Here is a 1,244-nt window from a genome sequence, read left to right as displayed (position 1 = left end):
TGGTATTATTTATCTAGTTTTAGATGAAAATTTGATAAATTTATAGCTCTAAAATTATTTTTCCATATGGAAAAATTGATTTTGAAATTTGCTTATATATAATTTATCTAGAAGGAGGTTTTTATTATTTGGGGATTCTCAAAAAAATTTTTTTATAAGATTTTAAATGGTATAATAGATATTTTGATTAAAGCAGCTATAATTATACCACCTGCTTTTATTATAGGAAAAATTGTGCATAGTGCCACTTTAACTTTTATTTTAATATATATTCCACTAGACTATATAATTGAAAAATATAAGATTATAAATAAGATAAAGAATATAATTAACATTTCATGGAATAAGTTTAAAAAATAAAAACAGGCAGAGAAATTTCTCTGCCTGTTTTTATTTAATAAGTAGACCATTTAGTATAAACTGCTGGGTAATTACTATCATAGTTGGGGGTAAAAGTTAATTGTAAACCATTAATTTTACCATCTGCAATTTTTAAGATAGCATTTCTAATCATATTTTCCTGCTTATTAATAGAATCTTGAATTAATCCTACAGAGATTCCAAATACCCAACTTGCAACTGTACCAGAGTTTCCAGAAAGCCATTTTGAAACTGCCTTAGCTAATTGTCCAGCAATTAATCCTGATATAATTGTATCAAGAGTTGCACTTCCAGTGCTAAATTGATGACCTAACATATTTTCTAAATCATTACGATCAAACTTAATTGTCTGAGGTTCATATGTTGCCATTTTAATTCCTCCTCTTAATTTTTAATAAATTTTAATCCAACCGGTTGTTTTGTCTTACACTTAATAACAACGTACTTACTAAATAATTTGTAAACCTGAAATTTTGATTTTTTTAATTTTTATATAGATAATCTTTGATTTCATTCAAATCCTCCTTCATAACCTCTACAATATTTAACTTATCAGTAAGTTGAGTAATTATATTTTGATATTTTTCCTCTCTTTCCTCTTGCTTTAAATCTCTCTTTTCTTGAGCCTTTAAGATATAGAAGATAAGAACAACTGCTAATACTGCCCATATTCCTTGAGACAAAGCCAAGTCTAATACTTTACTTTCCATTAAGTTCACCACCTTATTCAATTGCTATAAAGCTAAATATTTTCGAATCCTATCTAAGGCTCGATTTTTGGCTCGATTAACAGCTTGTCTAGAAATATGTAATCTCTTTCCTATCTCATTTTCTGAATAACCCATAAGAAACTTTGCTTTTAA

The 1,244-nt window shown here is 26.8% G+C and carries 3 protein-coding genes; all 3 read right to left on the bottom strand.

The window, feature by feature from the left end; genetic code table 11:
* Window positions 1-394: 394 nt before the first annotated feature.
* The 3 genes from BX659_RS18730 to BX659_RS19780 all read right to left on the bottom strand — a co-directional run bounded on the left by BX659_RS18730 (window position 395) and on the right by BX659_RS19780 (window position 1,226).
* Window positions 395-751: a hypothetical protein gene (locus tag BX659_RS18730; protein WP_106231985.1), complete on the bottom strand. Its 357-nt coding sequence runs from the start codon at window positions 749-751 to the stop codon at window positions 395-397.
* A gap of 112 nt (window positions 752-863) precedes the next feature.
* Entirely contained in the window at window positions 864-1,091 is a 228-nt protein-coding gene (locus tag BX659_RS18725) for a BhlA/UviB family holin-like peptide (RefSeq protein WP_106231984.1), read from the bottom strand.
* A 24-nt stretch (window positions 1,092-1,115) separates the two neighbouring features.
* Window positions 1,116-1,226 carry a sigma factor-like helix-turn-helix DNA-binding protein gene (locus BX659_RS19780; RefSeq protein ID WP_374956493.1) on the bottom strand — a complete coding sequence of 37 codons (111 nt, stop codon included), beginning with the start codon at window positions 1,224-1,226 and terminating at the stop codon, window positions 1,116-1,118.
* Window positions 1,227-1,244 lie beyond the last annotated feature (18 nt).

It is taken from the genome of Orenia metallireducens, assembly GCF_003001995.1.
Classification (GTDB): domain Bacteria; phylum Bacillota; class Halanaerobiia; order Halobacteroidales; family Halobacteroidaceae; genus Orenia; species Orenia metallireducens_B.
Note: the sequence above shows the minus strand (reverse complement) of the source record. Positions and strands in the feature narration are given on the sequence as shown.

Coding starts and splice junctions, on each gene's coding strand:
- BX659_RS18730 (WP_106231985.1), bottom strand. CDS start 751: ATGGCAACATATGAACCTCAGACAATTAAGTTTGATCGTAATGATTTA.
- BX659_RS18725 (WP_106231984.1), bottom strand. CDS start 1,091: ATGGAAAGTAAAGTATTAGACTTGGCTTTGTCTCAAGGAATATGGGCA.
- BX659_RS19780 (WP_374956493.1), bottom strand. CDS start 1,226: ATGGGTTATTCAGAAAATGAGATAGGAAAGAGATTACATATTTCTAGA.